The organism is Sphingobacterium sp. UBA865 (genome assembly GCF_002295765.1).
Classification (GTDB): Bacteria; Bacteroidota; Bacteroidia; order Sphingobacteriales; family Sphingobacteriaceae; genus Sphingobacterium; species Sphingobacterium multivorum.
This window is the reverse complement of sequence record NZ_DBGB01000009.1, coordinates 238,566-255,666: the sequence shown is the minus strand read 5'-3', so window position 1 is coordinate 255,666 and position 17,101 is coordinate 238,566. Positions and strand designations below refer to the sequence as shown.

Below are 17,101 nucleotides of genomic sequence, written 5' to 3'. Positions count from 1 at the left end.
GGCGGTCTTGAAAACCGTTAACTGTCACAGGTTCGGGGGTTCGAATCCCTCACTATCCGCAGAAAGAGCTTTTCAGAAATGAAGGGCTTTTTGCTTTATAGCTGGATTCAAAGCCCCAGCTGGCTGGGCTGCCAACACATCCCCATTCAATCTGGTTTACCAGCTATTCTCCCTATCAAAAAATCAATTTTCTTACAGCACTACACCATTCGAATTACCACATTGTTACTACGAGAAAACAACATTTTACGCAACTCTACCTTTCCCCATGCACGATTTTTAACTTTTTTCACTCTTTTATGTAATAATCTGTAATTCATAACATCTAATACGCAGAATATTCTAGGCAACCCTAATTATTGGTTTTATGTTCAATTCTTATGAAAACTATTGTTCTTCGTATCAATAAAGATTTACGGAACTATATATGTTATTTCATCAAACTCGGTATTTCAATACTTTTACTTATGATATACGGATCGGCATATACACAAAAAAATATGATTTTCAGGTCAACATCTATGGAAAAGGAACACCGATGAATCTTATCACAGGATATAGCTGTAGTGGAGCGTATGGACAGAAACCGATTTTCGTGTTAGGCAGTAAATACGAAACGCTGGAAAAATCACAGCAAATTCTTTCCCAACAATATAAGTATGTAAAAAAGCTAACTTTACACACTACCAACAGTAAGCATTTTAATATGTATGACCAGCCGATATGGTTTTTTGAACTAGACACATTTTTAAAATAACCCGATGACCAACAAAGAAAACTTTGAGATTATTTATAAAGAATATGCGCCGGCCATCCGCAAGTTATGCCTCAGTTATACTGGAGACCCAGATAATGCAGATGATTTAGTCCAAGAGACCTTCATTACTGTATGGAAAAAACTCGACGGTTTTCGCAATGATGCAAAATTAAGCACCTGGATCTACAGAATAGCGATCAATAATTGCTTGACGAGCATGCGAAAAAAGAATCAACATGTAAAAAAAATAACTGACTCAAACTACATCGATATACCCGAGGATTCAACGAATGAAAAAGTACAACAGATTGATCTGCTGTATAAATGTATCAGCAAACTAAAAGAAGCGGATAGAGTACTGATCACATTGGTATTAGATGAAAAACCTTATGAGCAAATAGCAGAAATTACGGGAATTACAGAGAATAATCTCCGTGTTAAAATCCATCGAATTAAAAAAGAATTAACTGAAATTTTCCATAAATATGCAAGACTTTAACGATTTACAACATCTTTGGAAACAGGATAGCAAACAACATATCTTGTCCCCAAAACGCCTGAGTAAGGTCAAAGACTTTCGTCAGGAATTAATAAGGAAAGAAATAACCGGTGCTGTGTTATTGCTTGTAACAGGATTAATTATTCTTGCGCTAGCATATTTCCTTGATTTTAGACACAAAACGCTGGCATTGTACACAGCGATGTTTATCGTATCCTGCCTTTGTTTTATACAGGCATCCTTAATGATGACCACTGTAGGTAAAATCAAAAAGATCAATGAAGTAGCTTTACCTACCGAGCATTTACAACAGTGGCAACAGTTTGATTCCTTTAGAAAGAAAAGAATTCATTGGAATATGCCCATTTATCATTTAATTCTCTGTATAGCAATCTCGATCTATCTTCGGGAAATCCTAGTGGGTGCCAGTTTCAACTATTATTTACTCACTTACCTTCCAACCTACAGTTGGATGCTATTTTCCTACTTTTATTTAGGCAAACGACAACTCGCTAAAATTGATCGATCCATCAACGAAGTTATTTTTGAATTACAAGAACTAGAACGACAATTCGGGAATTGAAAAATCGGATCGTGTTTGCTTCTTAAAAATACTTTCATAGCTCCATTTTTAATTGCAATTTCCTTAAAACAAGGTTATGATCACATCTAAAGCGAAAATATCCACCAAGGCGGAGTTTTTTTTGTCGCCAATATGACATCGGAAAGAGGGGCACCCCTTAAAAATAACCAACTGGTATTCAACTACATTTCTATTTAAGAGTGCTAAAACTGCTTTTAAACAAAGAAAAATGTAAAATAAGTTTTGTAATTCTACCCAAAATTTCTACTTTTGTCGCGGAGAGTTGGCAGAGTGGTCGAATGCGGCGGTCTTGAAAACCGTTAACTGTCACAGGTTCGGGGGTTCGAATCCCTCACTCTCCGCAGAAAAAGCCTTTCAGAAATGAAAGGCTTTTTGCATTTTAGCCCAATCCGTCCCCTTACTCTTCTTAAGAACTAACCTCAAGTTTATATCCTTTACCACGTATAACCGTAATTTTGATAGTCGGATCAAACTCCAATTTTTTTCTAAGTTTTGATATAAACATATCTAGACTGCGCCCGACAATAATTCCCTCATCTTCCCAAATTTCTTTTTGCAGCCGTGTTCGCGCTATCGTTTGATTAGGAGACAAGGCTAAAATATGTAACAAACGGGTTTCCGTTCCAGTGAGATCTATGGTGTTTTCATTAATGATCATTTCTCGCTCCTGCGGATTAAACAAAACGGCCCCAAAGGTTAAAATACTGTTATTTTGATCGTCTAACACAATGCTTCGCCTCCGATCCGATTTCAAAAAAAAGAATCCAGCAAATGCTAAAAACAACACGATACCAAGAAAATAGTTATTCGCTGCTGTATTTATCCCGCTCGGTTTAAATTTAATATTGATCATGTAACATCCTTTAGGTTGCACTCTACCTCTACAAGCAATAATATCATCTTTTTTATTATGGGAAATAGCATATCCATAAGCTACACTCGAATTGCCACAGTTGAGTACATTAACGACATAATCACGGGCAAGAGGATCATTGACCAACAGCCGCTGAATAGTACTCACCATGAGTCTGGTTTAAAGGTGATTTCATTCTCAAACCTGATCCGATATTCATTTTCTTGAATCTTTTCTACCGGAAGTACCCTTGATCTACTGTCACCCGACTGTGTAAGCAGTTCATCCCCTATCCGCCGAAGCAAAACTTCTCTCCTGGCGCTATCAAAATCGTCTGTACCAGTCTTATCAAAAGCGATAAAGGCCATTGCAATAAACAAGAGCATTATCCCGCCATACAAGTACTTCCGGTTCCCTGAGAAAATATTTCGGCTTTCAGACATACGATTTACAATTTATTTACAAAGATTACATCACTATTTACAGTCTAAATCCCACTATATAAGTATCATCAACGTATTTTTGTTACATCACGCTAAAAAGGATACGAGAAAAAAGTTTGAACGGATCTAATTTACTGTGATAAATCGAATCTTCATTAAACTTTTAAAAATATGAAAAAAATTATCTACGTATTGGTTTTACCGCTCGCTATAGGAAGCGGCTTGGCCTTTGCCAATCGCGAAATCAAAAATGAAACCTTAAAAAAAACGACCCCGAATTCACGCACTCGTTCTGAAATGACCGCCGAAAGGAATAAATGGGAAGCGAGTCCTAATGGTATAAAGTTCAAAAAATGGCAAGAATCTCCCGAAGGCATAAAAGTACTTGACAACGCGGCGAAAATAAACAATCAGATAAAGAATTCTGCCGACATAGCCGCAGTTGTAACTTCGCTTTATCTTCCACTAGGAGCACAGTTAGGTTTCGGTGTGATGGTTAGAATTAATCGTGAAGACTATATTCTCAGTTTTGGCCTGGAAAATTCCAATGAATTTCAACAATTGCGAAGCTTGAAAGTAAACGACAAAATAACGATAAGGGGTCGTGGTGTCATGTACGCGCCTAAGTATTCGTATCCAATAGTAGCGGGCGACTATGTACAAAGAGATAACAAAATAATTTATAAACGCATACCTAACCAAGGCGCTTGCTGAGTAACGTAACAACCACTCCACAAGAAAAGCCTTTCAGCAATGAAGGGCTTTTTTGCAAACACAACTATTTGTACAAAAATTAAAATCACAACGAAAGTAACCTTGTTACTCAAATTAAGTCACCAAACCAACTCGATAAATTTCGACAGCCTAGCAACCGACCTAAATTGGATGAAAGGAAAAATAACAAGCGAATTAAACAAATCTGATCAACAACGAACAAACCAAAACACCAGGTAAAAAAACTGATTACCAACGGTTAAGAAAAAAAACACAGAAAGTATCTAAAAAAAACTTCAATTTTTTTTTAAAAAACACTGTGGAATCCATTCTTTTCTGCCATCATTATAAGGAGTAACAACAACGTGTTAACCTAAAGATGACGATCATGGCAGAATTAAATCAAAAAACGCAAGAAACGGGAAAGAAAAAAATAAGAAGCAGGAAAATGGCCCCTAAAGTAGATTTAACAGCGATGGTAGACCTCGCATTTCTTCTCATTACATTTTTTATGTTGACCACAACATTAAATAAACCATCTGCAATGGATATCGCCATGCCAGACAAAACTAAATCAGCTATAGAAAGTTCGGTTCTTATTGATGAAAACCGCACGGCAACTCTTATCCTGGGCGAAGGAAAATTCATGTGGTATCATGGGGATTTCAAAAAACCGATCAGCTCTTCACAAATACCGGTAAATATCGACAAAGGGCTCTCGGCTGTTATTGCACAGTTAAAAGCTAAGATTAGCACCATGCCCAATACAAAGGACATGATTGTATTGATTAAACCTAGCAAAGAAGCGCGCACGAAAGATGTTATTCAAACGATAGACCATTTGAAGGACCAGCATATCGCACGTTACGTAATCAGTAAAACGCAAATCGAAGAAGAAAAGCAATTGCTCGCTGCACTCCAGTAACATTGATTTAAACGATATCTTGTCCATGCTTTGAGATAACCTATTGAATGAGCCTTTCATAGGTAAAATCAATGAGTGTCATCAAAAAATGCGGAAATGCTTACTATTTGATCAAATATACAATAACAAGTTTACCGAAAGATCGTATGATCCATCGATCTTTCGGTAGATTCCAGACGCGTAGCCTATATTATCTTTTATCCAGATTATTCCAATAACGTTCCACATTTTCTTTTACCTCAACCGGTAGGGATGCATAATTGTCCGAAAACGTTGTTTGGCTATAACCATCTGCTTCCTCTGCACGGAGACGGTAAAACTTATTCTTATAAAGAACTAGTCCAATACAGCTTAGCTGCTTTTGCAGGTCATCCTTTGGATGCCTTGAATAGATAAATAATGCATCCAATTTACCATCCCTATCCGCATCAAAAAATGCCTTTCGAGATTCCCAAACCGACGTAACAATCCCTTCTTCGGATATCAATTCATCAGCCACAAGCTGCCACATTCCATCGATCTGCTGAAATTGTTGTACATAAAGTTTGTCGGGATCAGCACCCCGTTCCTCTTTTGAAAAAACAATATAATTATCTTCTTTTGGAGTCTGAAGGCGTTCCACTTGTAACACACGCTTCCCCTTAAATGGAATACCAGAAGACTGAAAATTTTCCTTATTGATCGAAATTGTTGTAACCTGTGCCTCAACAGCATAAAATCCCATCGATAATAGGATTAAAAGAACGTATTTTCCCATATGTTTTTCCCTTTGTATTGAGTCAATTTACTGACAATAAAAGAGAATTACAAAATTTCAACGAGACATCTTTACATCCAAGTGATGCGATTCTCTATAAATGTCACTACATTTAATCCAGATAAACATCATGAAAAAGTTTTTGATCCAGCTATAGGCCTTTATTCATGAGCATAGATCATACGCCGATGAAACAGGATATTCAGACACTCGATGACATTAAAGTATTAGTAGATCAATTCTATACGACGATACGTAAAGATACTTTGCTCGGACCTATTTTTAAAGAACGAATCCAAGACAATTGGGCTATACATCTTGAAAAGATGTATAGTTTCTGGCAGACTATCCTACTAGATGAACATAGTTATTTCGGCAGCCCTTTTCCACCCCATATCAATTTACCCATTGATGCACAACACTTTGGTCAATGGCTCAATTTATTCGAAGCAACAGTAGATTGCTTATACAGTGGACAAAAGGCCGAAGAGGCTAAATGGCGTGCGCAGAAAATGGCCCAAATGTTTCAGTTCAAACTGGAATACCTGCAGGCCAATCCCAACAAGAAACCCTTGATCTAAAGTTGGCCTACAAAGCCCACTTGATCACATTGATAAATAAAAATTAATCCATAAAAAAAGCCCTTGGAAACTATCCAGGGCTTTTTTAGTTGATGTGATTCAATTTATGCTTTTTCTTCTTTTAAGGAAGTAGATTCTTTTTTGGGTTCCTTTTCTTCGAAACCTGAGCGTAAAATTTCATCCCATAAGGAAGAACTTACTCCAAAGCCTTTTTCGGGATCAGAATAATGATGCAACATATGGTGCTGCTTGATGCGTTTGAAAATGCCGCTTTTAAAATTAGCATGGTGCATCGCATAATGACATTCGTCATAGATCAAATACCCCACCATAAAACCTGAGAAAAAACAGGCTAAGATAAACTCATTCGAAAAAAACAATGTAAAACCAAGATAGACCAAAAGAGCGAGTGGAATACTCGCTGACAACGGCATCACCAAACGCATACGGTCTCTTGGGTAATCATGATGCACACCATGGAAAATAAAAGCGATTCGCTTTCCCCATTCCGATGTCGGATGAAAATGAAACACCCAACGATGTAACGCATATTCAAAAGCAGTCCAAAAAGCTAAACCAAAAATAAAATACCCAATGTAGGTTAAAAAGGAAATGTCTCCCCAAACTAGCGCTTTATACGAAAAGAAAACAACCACGGGTACATAGAAAATCAAAGGTACACTCCAATGCACTTTCGTCAAAGACTCTAAAAAGTCATTCTTGAACATGCGCGTAGATTCCGTAGAATTTGAAACATAATTACGCTTTGCCATAATACTATTTTTATTATTCCCTCACAAAAATAAGTATTTTAAGCACAAATGAAGAAGGTTTCTGATGAGAAAAACAAAATAACTGACCTTTTTAATAAAAAGGTTAAACAATAATCATTACCCCAATCAAGCTAAACCCTTTTTATTTCATCTATTACCTCAAATTTCCACTCTTTTCTATAAAATCAACTAAAATGAACTCGCACTAAAATTGACAAATCCAAGACAGTTTACTTATTTAAAGTTGACTGTTCCTCCGGCCATTTTCTTTTCTACACGTTGTTCTGGTTTTCCATAGACATCAATGACACCGCCACCACGTGTTTTGGTTTCGATGGAATCAGTAACATAAACATTCGCTTTACCACCACCATTAACGGTGACCACCGTGGTGTTCGTCTTAAAATCTTTTCCTTCATATTTACCGCCAAAATTCGAAATGATCTCCTGTTTGTTTGCCTTTCCATACAAAGCGATTGTAGCACCTGAGGTCACTTTTATTTCAGCTGTTTTTACCGCTGTATAGAGATCGACCAGACCACCTTCTGAAGCATATACTTTTAAGTGATCAGCAGCAACTGTATTATTTGTGGTCGCAAATACCTTGGCGCCTTTTTTTGCTTCCACATTGTTCAAACTCTTGTAATACACCTTCACAGAGATATTCCCCCCTTGCAGCATGTTCAACGTATTCATTTTCAAAACCAAGGATCCATTTGTGTTGACCACCTTAACATTCTCGTGATTCTGTCCTTCAAACGTCACCAAGGACTCGTCGGACTTAATCAACTCCACCTGAATCTTGTCTGTCGCTACCACCGAAGAAAAATCGCCAACATTTTGCTTCACCTGCCCAAACCCCATTTGGGCAATTAATAAAAGAATTACACTGACTCCTAAAAATTTCATATTTACTTGACTTTTTATTGTTGTTCGTCAAAAAATAAGCCAATTCCTACTAAGACCAGTATTTTTAACCTATTTTGACATAAAAAAATGCCCCCATAAAGTGTTTAACTTTTTGGGGGCACTAAAGACGTTTTTATAATCTATTTTTTAGCTTATACTTATAGTTTGCTATTGACATCTACTGCATTCAAATCAGCGAATGCTTCTTTCAGACGAGCAACAAACGTTTCTTCACCTTTACGTAACCAAACGCGGGGATCGTAATATTTTTTATTTGGAGAATCAGCTCCTTCTGGATTACCGATCTGACCTTGCAAATAATCATGGTTTTTCGCTTCATAAGCTCTCACACCATCCCAAAACGCCCATTGCATATCGGTATCAATGTTCATTTTGATTGCACCGTATGAAATCGCTTCTGCAATTTCTTCAGGAGATGAACCAGAACCACCGTGGAATACAAAGTTTACTGGTTTTTCAGCAGTAAGATTATATTTCTCACGAATATATTCTTGTGAATTGTGTAATATAACTGGTTGCAACTTCACATTACCTGGTTTGTAAACACCATGAACGTTACCAAATGCAGCTGCCACTGTAAATTTGTCAGATACTTTAGACAGTTCTTCAAAAGCATAGGCAACCTCTTCCGGCTGAGTATACAGTTTTGAACTATCTACATCCGAGTTGTCAACACCATCTTCTTCACCACCTGTAACACCCAACTCGATCTCCACGGTCATACCAAGTGGTTTCATACGTGCTAAGTATTTAGCTGAAATTTCAATATTTTCTTCAATTGGCTCTTCCGATAAATCCAACATGTGAGAAGAGAACAATGGTTTTCCGTGTTGCTCAAAGAATTTCTCGCCAGCGTCCAACAAACCGTCGATCCAAGGTAAAAGTTTCTTAGCTGCGTGATCTGTATGCAGAATAACCGCTACACCATAATGCTCAGCTAATAAATGAACATGTTGCGCTGCAGATACCGCTCCCAATACACAAGCTTGTAAATTATCGTTGTTCAAGGTTTTACCAGCGTAGAATTGCGCTCCACCATTTGACAATTGAATAATTACAGGAGAATTTACTGCTTTCGCAGTTTCCATAACCGCATTGATAGAGTTTGTTCCGATAATGTTTACCGCAGGCAAAGCAAACTTATGTTTCTTCGCTACCTCAAACAACTCTTGTACTTGATCTCCTGTCAATACACCTTTAAAATCTTTTAGGCTCATATTTCTGTTATTGATTTATTTTAATCTTTCATTATACTTGAAGCTACTAAATTATTAAAAATTATTATTACTTCCTAATTTTTATAGTGTACTAAATACACTATCAATCCATAGGGAATATAGAATCTTAACAAATCATAAACCTCTGATTATTCCTTTGAATAGAATAGTCCACTTGTCCCTATTTTTCCCAATACCATGAACAACAGGTTATCCGCAATTATCATTGGATCACAGATAAGGCATCTTGAATGTATTCAGAAATACGAATTATTTTAAATATTGTGTCGAGATTGATTAAATTTGGATTCACCAAATTGTCACTATTATGCTACAGGTATACGGTATCAAAAATTGTAACACAGTAAAAAAAGCACTTACATGGTTGGAAGACAACAATATCCCCTTTCAATTTCATGACTTCAAAAAAGAAGGTGTCAGTGAGGATAAATTAAAAGAATGGGAAACACAGGTAGACTGGCAGGCCTTAGTGAATAAAAAGGGAACTACATGGAAAAAACTATCTCCGGAAACTCAAGAACAAGTCGTAGACAGTAATAGCGCCAATAAGGTGCTTCAGGAAAACACGAGTATGATTAAACGTCCCGTTATTGAATACAATAAAGGCATATTACTTGGTTTTAATGAAACAGAGTACGTAACAAATTTAAAATAGTTCCAGAAAGCTCCCTGGAATGGAGGTCTTAAAAAGCCTCCAATTGTACCAAATACACCTTTAAAGTCCCCCTTTTTCCCTTAACTTTTAAGACGTCGTTTTCGTTTTTTTTGGCTCAATGTACTTTTCATTGTATATTGGAGCAAATAAACATAATTTAAGTAAACGTATGATGAAAAGAATTGCACTGGCTTCTTTAAGCCTTGTTGCGTTGAGCTATGCTTATCCGGCCTTTGCACAGGAGAAAACATCCAATTATAGCTATACTGAGGCCTTTGCACCCTTGTTTTTTAAAAATAATGGTAACGAATATCGTTCCGCAGCCGGAAAACCGGGCCCTGCCTACTGGCAAAATGCAGCCGATTATAAAATTCAGGCTTCCCTGAATGATCAAAATGATCAAATTACAGGAGCTGTTGAGATTACTTATAGTAACAATAGTCCGGACAATATGAACTATCTGTGGTTGCAGTTAGATCAAAATATGTTTTCACAACATGGCCGTGGTCAATTGATCTCCCCCTTGACCGACAGCCGTTACGGTGATGGCAACTCCACTTTTGATGGTGGATATCAGATACAATCGGTTACGGACGTAAACGGAAATACGATCGAACATATTATTGACGATACCCGCATGCAGCTTCGACTTCCGACGGCATTAAAGAGCAAGGGCGGAAAAATAACTTTTAAGATTAAATACCAATACACCGTTCCTAAATATGGAGCTGATCGTACCGGTATACTTGATACAAAAAACGGAAAAATCTATGCCATTGCACAATGGTTCCCAAGACTGTGTGTCTATGACGACATTAGAGGTTGGAATACGCTTCCTTATACAGGACCAGGAGAGTTCTATCGTGAATTCGGAAATTACCAGGTTGAGATCACTACTCCAGCAAACCACATGGTTGTCTTGGGTGGCGAATTGTTAAACCCACAGGAAGTATTTACAGCTGAGCAACTCAAACGATACCAACAGGCACAACGTAGCGATGAAACCGTAATCATCCGCTCCGCCGAAGAAGTTACCGCAAAAAACTCCAGACCTGACAAGAAAACCTTAACCTGGAAATATCAACTTAATAATGCGCAAGACATTGCCTGGGCCTCCTCTACGGCATTTATAGTAGATGGTGCGAAGATCAATCTGCCCAGCGGAAAAAAATCCCTTGCTTTGTCAGCCTATCCAATTGAAAGTAACAGTAACAATGCCTGGGAACGCTCGACAGAATATACAAAAGCCGCAATTGAAATCTATTCAAAAAGCTGGTTTGAATATCCTTACCCTGTAGCGGTCAATGTAGCTTCCAATGTTGGTGGAATGGAATACCCAGCCTTGTCGTTCTGTGGCAATCGGGCCAAAGCAGGTTCACTTTGGGGGGTTACTAACCACGAGTTTGGTCACAATTGGTTCCCAATGATTGTCGCATCCAACGAACGTGAACATGGCTGGATGGATGAAGGGTTCAATACATTTATTAACGAACTCGCTACAAAGGAATTCAATAATGGTGAATATTACCGTAATCAGGCGAGCAGATCCTACATCTTTACTGCCCGTAATCTTGAACCGATCATGAGTACTCCGCAAAACATGAAAGAACGTAATATTGGTGCTTTGGTCTACTATAAGCCAGCTTATGGACTGAAATTATTGCGAAACGAAATCATCGGTCCTGAGCGCTTCGATTACGCTTTTAAAAAATATATCCAAGAATGGGCTTACAAACACCCTACTCCAGAGGATTTCTTCAAAGCCATTGAAAACGGTGCTGGAGAAAACCTAAACTGGTTCTGGCGCGGGTGGTTTGTCAACAACTGGCAAATGGACCAAGGTATAAAATCGGTATCCTATGTCAACAACGAGCCAAAATTTGGCGCACTTGTCACCGTGGAAAATCTCGAAAAATTACCGATGCCAGTTATTATTGAAGCGACAACCGTATCGGGCAAGAAGATCCGAAAAAAACTACCGGTGGAAATCTGGGAAAGAAATGACGTATGGCAATTTAAAATACCCACCACAGAGTCATTGCAATCTGTACAGTTAGATCCTGACATGGTCATGCCGGACAAAAACCCAGACAATAATTCGTGGAAAGCAAATTAGCAGATTTTCAAAATCTATTCGTTATTTTTGGCTAGAGAACAATCATGAACGTACGGCGTAAACAAAACAGCAAATATCCTGTTCATTCATAGATTGAAAATACATAACTATATTTATTCGCATGAAAATCTTACAAACGATTCTAAGCTGCTTACTTATTACGCTAATGAGTGGACATCTTGTTGCACAGGAAAAAACCAAGGGGATTATTATGGAACTTGTCAGCGGTGAGAAAATCGAGGCTGCACAGATCCAAAATTTAAGAACCAAGGTTGAAGTACAGACCAATAGAGATGGCTCCTTTGCTATTGACGCCAATATAAACGACCTCTTGTTGATCAAGGCCGTCGGATACGAACAGGATACGGTCTTCATTTATGATACAAGCTTACGCAGAATCTATTTGAACAGAATGAATAATGTTATCGAACTGAGTGAAGTTGTCGTCGAACGGATGACAGACAGCAGACTTGCTGCTGAAATCCAGCGCGAGAAGACTTTAGGAAAGTATTCTGACGCCAGTCAAAATCGCGGTGGAGTACGGATTTCTCCAAGCCGCATATTTAGTAAAGAGGGAAAACAAGCGCGTTCAAACTATAAACTTCTGGTCGATGAACTCGAAAAAAGAGCAGTTGACAGAAAGTTCACAGAAAACCTGATCAAAGAATTGACTCCGCTCAATGGTTCGGATCTAGCCCTGTTTAAGGAAAGATTTAGACCATCTTATAAATTTATCCAAAACAGCAGCCAAGAAACTTTGAAGGTCTATATCATGGATAGTTATAAAAAATTTAACGAGAAAAAATAAAAAACAAACACTTTTATCACGTGATTGTCAGAAGGTTTTAAACTGTAATAATTTTTATTTCAGTTTAAAACCTTTTCTGTTACTTTGTGTTATAATTTAGAAAAATCAGCAGAGGATGTTACACAACTTGAGGTTCGCAACAGCATTACACATTATGGTTTTGGCACAGTTAGAAGAGTCGAATCAATGGCTTTCTTCTGAATATATTGCGTCAAGCATCCAGGTCAATGCGAGTGTGGTTCGCAAAGAAATTGCATCTCTAAAAACAGCATCTTTATTGACAAGTAAAGAAGGTAAGGGCGGCGGTATTCGCATAAATCCCGAGAATCCAACGATTACCTTGGCTGATATTTATATTAGCTCCAAGCAAAGCGATTTCGGCGGGAAATTTAACAATCCCAATCCGGCCTGTGTTGTTGGCAAAAATATCAACTCCAAACTCCAGGATCTGTATCAGGAAGTCGACACTGATATTGTACAGCGTTTGGAAAAGATAACCCTAGCTGATTTTAGCAAAACATTTAATTAAAGGAAACATGAAAGTAGCAGTAATTGGATCCACAGGATACGTAGGATCTCATCTCGTAAAAGAATTGGTAGACCGCAACTATGACGTCGTTGCAATCGCCCGCCACACCGAAAATATTCCATCGACTGAAAAAGTAACCAAACTCCAAGTAGATATCAATGATAATAATCAATTGGTTTCTGCTCTAAAAGGTGTTGATGTTGTTGTTTCGGCTTTCAATGCCGGATGGACCAACCCTAATCTTTATGAGGATTTTACAAAAGGTGCATTGGCAATCCAACAGGCTGTTAAGGATGCCGGTATCAATCGTTTCATTGTTATTGGTGGTGCAGGAAGTTTATTGATTGATGGAAATAGACTGGTCGATTCACCGGATTTTCCAAAAGAAATTAAACCTGGGGCTTTAGCTGCAGCAGATTACCTGAAAACCATCCAAAAAGAAGATCAACTTACCTGGACCATGTTTAGTCCTGCTATAGAAATGAATTCCCATGCTGGTGGAACCCGTACAGGAAAATACCGTACAGGCCTTGATGCTCCTGTATTTGACCAGGAAGGTCGATCTAGGTTATCAGTAGAGGATCTTGCTGTAGCAATAGCAGACGAAATTGAGAACAAACAATTCCTCAATAAACGCTTTACAGCAGCATATTAGTACCCAAACAAGCATTTGATTCAGATTTTATTACAAAAGGGAGGAGCAATCTTCCCTTTTTTCATTGAGATCATTTATATTTGACATTAATTAAACAATTAAAAAGCTAAATAATCGTAAAGAATTAATCCTATGCTATTTAAAAAATCGATTCCTCAACTCATTGCTGAAGCAAATGAAAATGGTGAACACACGCTAAAGAGGACACTGTCCAGCTCGGGCCTTATCGCCCTCGGTGTTGGGGCCATCATTGGGGCAGGACTTTTCTCCCTAACAGGAATTGCCGCTGCTGAAAATGCAGGGCCAGCTGTTATCCTATCTTTCATTATCGCAGCAGTAGGCTGTGGGTTCGCAGGTCTTTGTTATGCCGAATTTGCCTCTATGATTCCTGTTGCAGGAAGTGCTTACACGTATTCCTATGCCACAATGGGTGAATTTGTCGCCTGGATTATCGGCTGGGATCTCGTCCTAGAATATGCACTAGCAGGAGCTACAGTAGCCGTCAGCTGGTCCCAATATTTCAACCAGCTCCTGATGATATTCCATATCCAGCTCCCCGACACCCTACTCAAAGGCCCTTGGGAAGGTGGAGTGGTCAACTTACCGGCTATCATTATTGTTTGTTTACTATCGCTATTGCTGATGCGTGGCACACAGGAGTCATCCCGTGTAAACAATATTTTGGTAATTCTAAAAGTCGGCGTCGTATTGATTTTTATCGCCTTGGGTTGGAGTTTTATCAATCCTGCAAACCACGATCCATTTATTCCTGTAAATGCAGGTGAAGAGCTTGTAAAAAGTGGGCAACAAAGCTTCTGGTCATTTCTAAAGAGTGATGACTTTGGCCACTTTGGCATCAGCGGTGTATTGCGTGCTGCAGGCGTTGTATTTTTTGCATTCATCGGTTTTGACGCGGTGAGTACAGCTGCCCAAGAAGCAAAAAATCCAAAAAAAGGTATGCCTATAGGTATCATCGGTTCATTAATAATCTGTACACTTTTGTATGTTTTATTCTCCTACGTAATGACCGGAATCGAACATTACACGATGTTTAAGGGGGACGCTAAGCCAGTTGCGACAGCTTTTGCCAGAACAGGCTACCATTTCTTAAATACAGCGTTGATTATTACGATTATTGCAGGATACACTTCAGTTATTCTCGTGATGTTACTTGGTCAGAGCCGCGTATTTTATTCGATGAGTAAGGATGGTTTGCTTCCAAAGATATTCTCAGACTTATCCAAAAGACAGACTCCTTGGAAAACAAACGCTATTTTCATGGTATTCGTCAGTATATTCGCAGGTTTCGTTCCAGTTTCAGACCTTGGCCATATGGTAAGTATCGGTACCTTATTTGCCTTCACCCTCGTATGTGTGGGTATTTTAGTACTACGTAAAACAGACCCCAATTTGGAGCGCCCATTTAAAACACCACTGGTTCCTTTCGTTCCGATCATGGGAATCTTGGTCTGTATTTTAATGATGGCTTCATTGCCAATAGAAAGCTGGGAGCGTTTGGCCGTCTGGCTTGGTATAGGCTTATTGATTTATTTTGTATACGGCAAAAAACATAGTGTCATTAGAAAACAACATCAGAACCAACAATAAGCTGGTTAAACATAAAAAAGGCTTCTTTATAGAGAAGCCTTTTTTATGTTTAAGAAATCGAATAGCGCATTCCCTCTATAACGCGCTCAGTTTAAAATAGCCATTCGCAATGGTATCTTCTTCCAAACCGGTCTTTGGGGTAATTTGAATACTATACTGCTCTTTATCACGAGGTAATAGCAAATCTTCGATCTCATAAATATCATCAACATCCAAACCATACTTATCATCGATGTGTGCCGAACTGTGGTGCTTCCAAAAAACAGTCCGTTTTGCCTTTTCAGTAGCCTTGGCCAAACTCGATGCAACAATAAGCTCTTTGTAATGGAACTCATCAAATTCATTCGGTTTGTATCCCCCTAAATTAACAAAAAACAATTTCACTTCCGAATCAACAGCCTGTCCATTCCCCCTTTCAGTAACCTTAATTTCATATTCCCCGATCTTATGGACAATACGGTAGGCATCAATATGGATTTTACCATCAGCCTCAGGCCAAAAATCTTTAATGGGATCAACAAAATCCTTGAGCTCATTCCCAATGCCAAAGAAAATGTCATGCTGTTCTGTCCGTCTATTTTTCGGCTTACAACCGATCAAAATCATAAATAACTTCATAGTCAAAAACCAGTCTTTCAATGTCCATACTAGAATATCCAGTTTATTTTTCAGCGATGTTTATGCGTACGAATCATGGATATTTCATAACTTAAGCCCTATAAAAAATAAAAATAACTATTATCCACCACATTTAACATACATTATAACTTCACAATGCACAAAATATTCCTATCATTTACGTTACTATTCTTATCATTACTGTCCTTTGGACAAAAAGCCACTACCGATAAAAAACTCGAATCACAGATAAAACAGCTCATTCAGGGTTTTCAAGGCGATGTTGGCATTTATGTACACCATCTTAAAAAAAATAAAGAAGTCAACATTCAGGGCGACAGCATTTTCCCTACAGCAAGCATTGTCAAAATCCCCATTTTAGTCGGTATCTTTGATAAAATTGAAAAAGGTGAACTACAACTTGATCAGCAACTACTCTACCGTTCGAGTCAACGCTATGGTGGCTCAGGACTGATGCAGTTCTTTAAGGATAGTACACAAGTTGACCTGAAAACCTTGGTCGCACTTATGCTATCGTATAGTGATAATGTAACCAGCATTTGGAATCAAAAGCTAGCAGGAGGAGGTATCGCAATCAATCAATTAATGAGTAGCCTTCAACTGCCCCATACACGTGTCAACTCGCAGACAGAAGGGCGGAAACCGGATTGGGAAAAATATGGTTGGGGCCAGACTACACCAAAAGAAATGGCCGACTTGGTCACACTAATCCGACAAGGCAAAGTTGTGTCCTCAAAATCTTCCGATCAGATGTATCGTTTTATGGGCAACATGTTCTATGACGAGAGAGGGCTATCGCAAATCCCTTCCACTATCAAAACAGCTTCAAAAACAGGCTCTTTAGATGACGTACGCAATGAGGTCATTTTGGTCAATGCGCCGAAAGGAGATTACGTTTTCAGTATTTTCACCAAGAACAACACGGACAAAAGCTGGGGTAAAACAAATGAAGCAGAGGTACTTACCCGTAAGCTCTCCAAATTGTTATGGGATTATTACCAATAAGCATATTGAAGT

The 17,101-nt window shown here is 38.4% G+C and carries 20 protein-coding genes and 1 tRNA gene; 14 read left to right on the top strand and 7 right to left on the bottom strand.

The window, feature by feature from the left end:
- Positions 1-427: 427 nt before the first annotated feature.
- The 4 genes from B2O97_RS03970 (at position 428) to B2O97_RS03955 (ending at position 2,201) form a co-directional block, all read left to right on the top strand.
- Positions 428-757, top strand: a complete 330-nt coding sequence (locus tag B2O97_RS03970; protein ID WP_201638670.1) for a hypothetical protein — start codon at positions 428-430, stop codon at positions 755-757.
- A gap of 4 nt (positions 758-761) precedes the next feature.
- A complete protein-coding gene (locus tag B2O97_RS03965; protein ID WP_112375585.1) occupies positions 762-1,256 on the top strand; it encodes an RNA polymerase sigma factor in 495 nt (164 codons plus the stop codon).
- Positions 1,243-1,839 (top strand): hypothetical protein, encoded by a 597-nt coding sequence (locus B2O97_RS03960; RefSeq protein WP_070566131.1) that lies wholly within the window; start codon positions 1,243-1,245, stop codon positions 1,837-1,839. The genes B2O97_RS03965 and B2O97_RS03960 overlap by 14 nt, the downstream gene beginning before the upstream one ends.
- 277 nt (positions 1,840-2,116) lie before the next feature.
- A tRNA-Ser gene (locus B2O97_RS03955) sits at positions 2,117-2,201 on the top strand.
- A 65-nt stretch (positions 2,202-2,266) separates the two neighbouring features.
- Here B2O97_RS03955 and B2O97_RS03950 read toward each other — a convergent pair.
- On the bottom strand, positions 2,267-2,884 hold the full coding sequence (locus B2O97_RS03950) for a winged helix-turn-helix domain-containing protein (RefSeq protein WP_236585999.1): 618 nt from the start codon (positions 2,882-2,884) through the stop codon (positions 2,267-2,269).
- Positions 2,878-3,156, bottom strand: coding sequence for a hypothetical protein (locus B2O97_RS03945; protein WP_286766974.1), 279 nt, complete (start codon positions 3,154-3,156; stop codon positions 2,878-2,880). The genes B2O97_RS03950 and B2O97_RS03945 overlap by 7 nt, the downstream gene beginning before the upstream one ends.
- A 171-nt stretch (positions 3,157-3,327) precedes the next feature.
- On the opposite strand from B2O97_RS03945, the gene B2O97_RS03940 reads away from it, so the two are divergent.
- On the top strand, positions 3,328-3,870 hold the full coding sequence (locus tag B2O97_RS03940) for a hypothetical protein (RefSeq protein WP_286766973.1): 543 nt from the start codon (positions 3,328-3,330) through the stop codon (positions 3,868-3,870).
- A 388-nt stretch (positions 3,871-4,258) separates the two neighbouring features.
- Positions 4,259-4,795 (top strand): ExbD/TolR family protein, encoded by a 537-nt coding sequence (locus tag B2O97_RS03935; RefSeq protein ID WP_286766972.1) that lies wholly within the window; start codon positions 4,259-4,261, stop codon positions 4,793-4,795.
- A gap of 190 nt (positions 4,796-4,985) precedes the next feature.
- Here B2O97_RS03935 and B2O97_RS03930 read toward each other — a convergent pair whose 3' ends face one another.
- Positions 4,986-5,552: a hypothetical protein gene (locus B2O97_RS03930; RefSeq protein ID WP_286766971.1), complete on the bottom strand. Its 567-nt coding sequence runs from the start codon at positions 5,550-5,552 to the stop codon at positions 4,986-4,988.
- Between the two features lie 167 nt (positions 5,553-5,719).
- Here B2O97_RS03930 and B2O97_RS03925 point away from each other — a divergent pair, with 167 nt between their 5' ends.
- Positions 5,720-6,133: a group III truncated hemoglobin gene (locus tag B2O97_RS03925; RefSeq protein ID WP_286766970.1), complete on the top strand. Its 414-nt coding sequence runs from the start codon at positions 5,720-5,722 to the stop codon at positions 6,131-6,133.
- A 104-nt stretch (positions 6,134-6,237) separates the two neighbouring features.
- Here the strand turns inward: B2O97_RS03925 and B2O97_RS03920 are convergent, their stop codons facing one another.
- The 3 genes from B2O97_RS03920 to fbaA all read right to left on the bottom strand — a co-directional run bounded on the left by B2O97_RS03920 (position 6,238) and on the right by fbaA (position 9,053).
- Positions 6,238-6,906, bottom strand: a complete 669-nt coding sequence (locus B2O97_RS03920; RefSeq protein WP_286766969.1) for a sterol desaturase family protein — start codon at positions 6,904-6,906, stop codon at positions 6,238-6,240.
- Between the two features lie 234 nt (positions 6,907-7,140).
- Positions 7,141-7,815, bottom strand: coding sequence for a head GIN domain-containing protein (locus tag B2O97_RS03915; RefSeq protein WP_286766968.1), 675 nt, complete (start codon positions 7,813-7,815; stop codon positions 7,141-7,143).
- Between the two features lie 158 nt (positions 7,816-7,973).
- Positions 7,974-9,053, bottom strand: a complete 1,080-nt coding sequence (fbaA, locus tag B2O97_RS03910) for a class II fructose-bisphosphate aldolase (RefSeq protein ID WP_070566139.1) — start codon at positions 9,051-9,053, stop codon at positions 7,974-7,976.
- Positions 9,054-9,381: 328 nt separating this feature from the next.
- Between fbaA and B2O97_RS03905 the strand changes: the two genes are divergently transcribed.
- The 6 genes from B2O97_RS03905 to B2O97_RS03880 all read left to right on the top strand — a co-directional run bounded on the left by B2O97_RS03905 (position 9,382) and on the right by B2O97_RS03880 (position 15,445).
- Positions 9,382-9,729 carry an ArsC family reductase gene (locus B2O97_RS03905; protein WP_070566141.1) on the top strand — a complete coding sequence of 116 codons (348 nt, stop codon included), beginning with the start codon at positions 9,382-9,384 and terminating at the stop codon, positions 9,727-9,729.
- Positions 9,730-9,898: 169 nt separating this feature from the next.
- On the top strand, positions 9,899-11,845 hold the full coding sequence (locus tag B2O97_RS03900) for a M1 family metallopeptidase (protein WP_239468752.1): 1,947 nt from the start codon (positions 9,899-9,901) through the stop codon (positions 11,843-11,845).
- Between the two features lie 166 nt (positions 11,846-12,011).
- A complete protein-coding gene (locus tag B2O97_RS03895) occupies positions 12,012-12,653 on the top strand; it encodes a hypothetical protein (protein ID WP_286766967.1) in 642 nt (213 codons plus the stop codon).
- A 115-nt stretch (positions 12,654-12,768) separates the two neighbouring features.
- Complete coding sequence (locus B2O97_RS03890; protein ID WP_070566147.1) at positions 12,769-13,182, top strand: Rrf2 family transcriptional regulator; 414 nt, start codon at positions 12,769-12,771, stop codon at positions 13,180-13,182.
- A gap of 7 nt (positions 13,183-13,189) precedes the next feature.
- On the top strand, positions 13,190-13,837 hold the full coding sequence (locus B2O97_RS03885) for an NAD(P)-dependent oxidoreductase (protein ID WP_070566149.1): 648 nt from the start codon (positions 13,190-13,192) through the stop codon (positions 13,835-13,837).
- Between the two features lie 132 nt (positions 13,838-13,969).
- Entirely contained in the window at positions 13,970-15,445 is a 1,476-nt protein-coding gene (locus B2O97_RS03880) for an amino acid permease (RefSeq protein WP_046672387.1), read from the top strand.
- Positions 15,446-15,520: 75 nt separating this feature from the next.
- On the opposite strand, the gene B2O97_RS03875 is transcribed toward B2O97_RS03880, so the two are convergent.
- Complete coding sequence (locus B2O97_RS03875; protein ID WP_046672388.1) at positions 15,521-16,063, bottom strand: DUF1543 domain-containing protein; 543 nt, start codon at positions 16,061-16,063, stop codon at positions 15,521-15,523.
- Between the two features lie 156 nt (positions 16,064-16,219).
- On the opposite strand from B2O97_RS03875, the gene B2O97_RS03870 reads away from it, so the two are divergent.
- On the top strand, positions 16,220-17,089 hold the full coding sequence (locus tag B2O97_RS03870) for a serine hydrolase (protein ID WP_286766966.1): 870 nt from the start codon (positions 16,220-16,222) through the stop codon (positions 17,087-17,089).
- The last annotated feature ends 12 nt before the right edge of the window (positions 17,090-17,101 follow it).

Excerpts from the sequence above, each read along its gene's own strand:
- B2O97_RS03970 (WP_201638670.1), top strand. The coding sequence starts at position 428 with ATGTTATTTCATCAAACTCGGTATTTCAATACTTTTACTTATGATATA.
- B2O97_RS03965 (WP_112375585.1), top strand. The coding sequence starts at position 762 with ATGACCAACAAAGAAAACTTTGAGATTATTTATAAAGAATATGCGCCG.
- B2O97_RS03960 (WP_070566131.1), top strand. The coding sequence starts at position 1,243 with ATGCAAGACTTTAACGATTTACAACATCTTTGGAAACAGGATAGCAAA.
- B2O97_RS03950 (WP_236585999.1), bottom strand. The coding sequence starts at position 2,884 with ATGGTGAGTACTATTCAGCGGCTGTTGGTCAATGATCCTCTTGCCCGT.
- B2O97_RS03945 (WP_286766974.1), bottom strand. The coding sequence starts at position 3,156 with ATGTCTGAAAGCCGAAATATTTTCTCAGGGAACCGGAAGTACTTGTAT.
- B2O97_RS03940 (WP_286766973.1), top strand. The coding sequence starts at position 3,328 with ATGAAAAAAATTATCTACGTATTGGTTTTACCGCTCGCTATAGGAAGC.
- B2O97_RS03935 (WP_286766972.1), top strand. The coding sequence starts at position 4,259 with ATGGCAGAATTAAATCAAAAAACGCAAGAAACGGGAAAGAAAAAAATA.
- B2O97_RS03930 (WP_286766971.1), bottom strand. The coding sequence starts at position 5,552 with ATGGGAAAATACGTTCTTTTAATCCTATTATCGATGGGATTTTATGCT.
- B2O97_RS03925 (WP_286766970.1), top strand. The coding sequence starts at position 5,720 with ATGAGCATAGATCATACGCCGATGAAACAGGATATTCAGACACTCGAT.
- B2O97_RS03920 (WP_286766969.1), bottom strand. The coding sequence starts at position 6,906 with ATGGCAAAGCGTAATTATGTTTCAAATTCTACGGAATCTACGCGCATG.
- B2O97_RS03915 (WP_286766968.1), bottom strand. The coding sequence starts at position 7,815 with ATGAAATTTTTAGGAGTCAGTGTAATTCTTTTATTAATTGCCCAAATG.
- fbaA (WP_070566139.1), bottom strand. The coding sequence starts at position 9,053 with ATGAGCCTAAAAGATTTTAAAGGTGTATTGACAGGAGATCAAGTACAA.
- B2O97_RS03905 (WP_070566141.1), top strand. The coding sequence starts at position 9,382 with ATGCTACAGGTATACGGTATCAAAAATTGTAACACAGTAAAAAAAGCA.
- B2O97_RS03900 (WP_239468752.1), top strand. The coding sequence starts at position 9,899 with ATGATGAAAAGAATTGCACTGGCTTCTTTAAGCCTTGTTGCGTTGAGC.
- B2O97_RS03895 (WP_286766967.1), top strand. The coding sequence starts at position 12,012 with ATGAGTGGACATCTTGTTGCACAGGAAAAAACCAAGGGGATTATTATG.
- B2O97_RS03890 (WP_070566147.1), top strand. The coding sequence starts at position 12,769 with ATGTTACACAACTTGAGGTTCGCAACAGCATTACACATTATGGTTTTG.
- B2O97_RS03885 (WP_070566149.1), top strand. The coding sequence starts at position 13,190 with ATGAAAGTAGCAGTAATTGGATCCACAGGATACGTAGGATCTCATCTC.
- B2O97_RS03880 (WP_046672387.1), top strand. The coding sequence starts at position 13,970 with ATGCTATTTAAAAAATCGATTCCTCAACTCATTGCTGAAGCAAATGAA.
- B2O97_RS03875 (WP_046672388.1), bottom strand. The coding sequence starts at position 16,063 with ATGAAGTTATTTATGATTTTGATCGGTTGTAAGCCGAAAAATAGACGG.
- B2O97_RS03870 (WP_286766966.1), top strand. The coding sequence starts at position 16,220 with ATGCACAAAATATTCCTATCATTTACGTTACTATTCTTATCATTACTG.